The sequence below is a fragment of the Streptococcus mitis genome, from assembly GCF_009496155.1.
GTDB classification, from domain to species: Bacteria; Bacillota; Bacilli; order Lactobacillales; family Streptococcaceae; genus Streptococcus; species Streptococcus mitis_BQ.
The window spans coordinates 1-3,254 of record NZ_WIJP01000034.1 but is presented as its reverse complement, the minus strand read 5'-3'; the positions used below and the strand labels follow the sequence as shown (position 1 = coordinate 3,254).

At 51.7% G+C, this 3,254-nt stretch carries 1 protein-coding gene; it reads right to left on the bottom strand.

Annotated features, from left to right (window positions below; genetic code table 11):
• Window positions 1–3,254 (bottom strand): hypothetical protein (locus tag GEZ84_RS11010; RefSeq protein ID WP_228113045.1); only part of this gene is annotated, 3,254 nt, incomplete at both ends.

Below are 3,254 nucleotides of genomic sequence, written 5' to 3'. Positions count from 1 at the left end.
CGCTGACTCAGATGCGCTTGTGCTTGCTGATTGGCTTGCACTTGTTGACGCTGACTCAGATGCGCTTGTGCTTGCTGATGCAGACGCACTTGTTGACGCTGATTCAGATGCCGATGTGCTTGCTGACTCAGATGCGCTTGTGCTGGCTGATTGGCTCGCACTTGTTGATGCTGATTCAGATGCACTTGTCGATGCTGACTGACTAGCACTTGTGCTTGCTGACTCAGATGCCGATGTGCTTGCTGATTGGCTCGCACTTGTTGATGCTGATTCAGATGCGCTGGTGCTTGCTGATGCAGATGCACTTGTTGATGCTGACTGACTTGCGCTGGTGCTTGCTGATGCTGATGCACTTGTTGATGCTGATTCAGATGCGCTGGTGCTTGCTGATTGGCTTGCACTTGTCGATGCTGACTGACTAGCACTTGTGCTTGCTGATGCTGATGCACTTGTTGATGCTGACTGACTAGCTGACGTGCTGGCTGATTGACTTGCACTTGTTGAAGCTGATTGACTAGCTGATGTGCTGGCTGATTGACTTGCACTTGTTGAAGCCGATTGACTTGCTGATGTGCTTGCTGACTCAGAAGCTGATGTGCTGGCTGATTGGCTCGCACTTGTTGACGCTGACTCAGATGCCGATGTGCTTGCTGACGCTGATGCACTTGTTGATGCTGATTCAGATGCGCTTGTGCTTGCTGATGCAGATGCACTTGTTGACGCTGATTCTGATGCACTTGTTGATGCTGATTCAGATGCCGATGTGCTTGCTGATTGGCTCGCACTTGTTGATGCTGATTCAGATGCGCTTGTGCTTGCTGATGCAGACGCACTTGTTGACGCTGATTCAGATGCGCTTGTGCTTGCTGACGCTGAGGCACTTGTTGATGCTGATTCAGATGCGCTTGTGCTTGCTGACGCTGAGGCACTTGTTGATGCTGATTCAGATGCCGATGTGCTGGCTGATTGGCTTGCACTTGTCGATGCAGACTGACTAGCTGACGTGCTGGCTGACGCTGATGCACTTGTCGATGCAGACTGACTAGCTGACGTGCTTGCTGATGCAGACGCACTTGTTGATGCTGACTCAGATGCGCTTGTGCTTGCTGATGCTGATGCACTTGTTGATGCTGATTCAGATGCCGATGTGCTTGCTGACGCTGAGGCACTTGTTGATGCTGATTCAGATGCCGATGTGCTGGCTGACGCTGAGGCACTTGTTGATGCTGACTCAGATGCCGATGTGCTTGCTGATGCAGACGCACTTGTTGACGCTGACTCAGATGCGCTTGTGCTTGCTGATGCAGACGCACTTGTTGACGCTGATTCAGATGCCGATGTGCTTGCTGACGCTGAGGCACTTGTTGATGCTGACTGGCTAGCTGATGTGCTGGCTGATTGGCTTGCACTTGTTGACGCTGATTCAGATGCCGATGTGCTTGCTGATTGACTTGCACTTGTCGATGCTGACTGACTAGCTGATGTGCTTGCTGATTGGCTCGCACTTGTCGATGCGGACTGACTAGCTGACGTGCTTGCTGATTGGCTCGCACTTGTTGACGCGGACTGGCTAGCTGATGTGCTTGCTGATTGGCTCGCACTTGTTGATGCTGATTCAGATGCGCTTGTGCTTGCTGATTGGCTTGCACTTGTTGACGCTGACTCAGATGCCGATGTGCTTGCTGACGCTGAGGCACTTGTTGATGCTGATTCAGATGCGCTTGTGCTTGCTGATGCAGATGCACTTGTTGAGGCTGATTCAGATGCGCTTGTGCTTGCTGATTGGCTTGCACTTGTTGATGCTGACTGACTAGCACTTGTCGATGCTGATTGACTTGCACTTGTTGAGGCAGACTGACTAGCTGACGTGCTGGCTGATTGGCTTGCACTTGTCGATGCAGACTGACTAGCTGACGTGCTGGCTGATTGGCTTGCACTTGTTGATGCTGACTCAGATGCGCTTGTGCTTGCTGATGCTGATGCACTTGTTGATGCTGATTCAGATGCGCTTGTGCTTGCTGATGCAGACGCACTTGTTGATGCTGACTCAGATGCGCTTGTGCTTGCTGATGCTGATGCACTTGTTGATGCTGATTCAGATGCACTTGTGCTTGCTGATGCAGACGCACTTGTTGACGCTGATTCAGATGCCGATGTGCTTGCTGACTCAGATGCGCTTGTTGATGCTGACTCAGATGCGCTTGTGCTTGCTGATGCAGACGCACTTGTTGACGCTGATTCAGATGCGCTTGTGCTTGCTGATTGGCTCGCACTTGTTGACGCTGATTCAGATGCCGATGTACTTGCTGATTGGCTTGCACTTGTTGATGCTGATTCAGAGGCGCTTGTGCTTGCTGATGCAGACGCACTTGTTGATGCTGATTCAGAGGCGCTTGTGCTTGCTGATGCAGACGCACTTGTTGATGCTGATTCAGATGCCGATGTGCTTGCTGACGCTGAGGCACTTGTTGATGCTGACTCAGATGCGCTTGTGCTTGCTGATGCAGACGCACTTGTTGATGCTGATTGACTAGCTGAGGTGCTGGCTGATTGGCTCGCACTTGTCGATGCTGACTGACTAGCCGATGTGCTTGCTGACTGGCTTGCACTTGTTGAAGCCGACTGGCTAGCTGATGTGCTGGCTGATTGACTCGCACTTATTGAAGCCGACTGACTAGCACTTGTTGAAGCTGATTGACTAGCTGACGTGCTGGCTGACTGGCTCGCACTTGTCGATGCAGACTGGCTAGCCGATGTGCTTGCTGATTGGCTCGCACTTGTTGACGCTGACTCAGATGCGCTTGTGCTTGCTGATTGGCTCGCACTTGTTGATGCTGATTCAGATGCGCTTGTGCTTGCTGATTGGCTCGCACTTGTTGATGCTGATTCAGATGCGCTTGTGCTTGCTGATGCAGACGCACTTGTTGACGCTGATTCAGATGCCGATGTGCTTGCTGATTGGCTCGCACTTGTTGACGCTGATTCAGATGCCGATGTGCTTGCTGATTGGCTCGCACTTGTTGACGCTGACTCAGATGCGCTTGTGCTTGCTGATGCAGACGCACTTGTTGATGCTGATTCAGATGCCGATGTGCTTGCTGACGCTGAGGCACTTGTTGATGCTGATTCAGATGCGCTTGTGCTTGCTGATGCAGACGCACTTGTTGACGCTGATTCAGATGCCGATGTGCTTGCTGATTGGCTTGCACTTGTTGACGCTGACTCAGATGCGCTTGTGCTTGCTGATTGGCTTG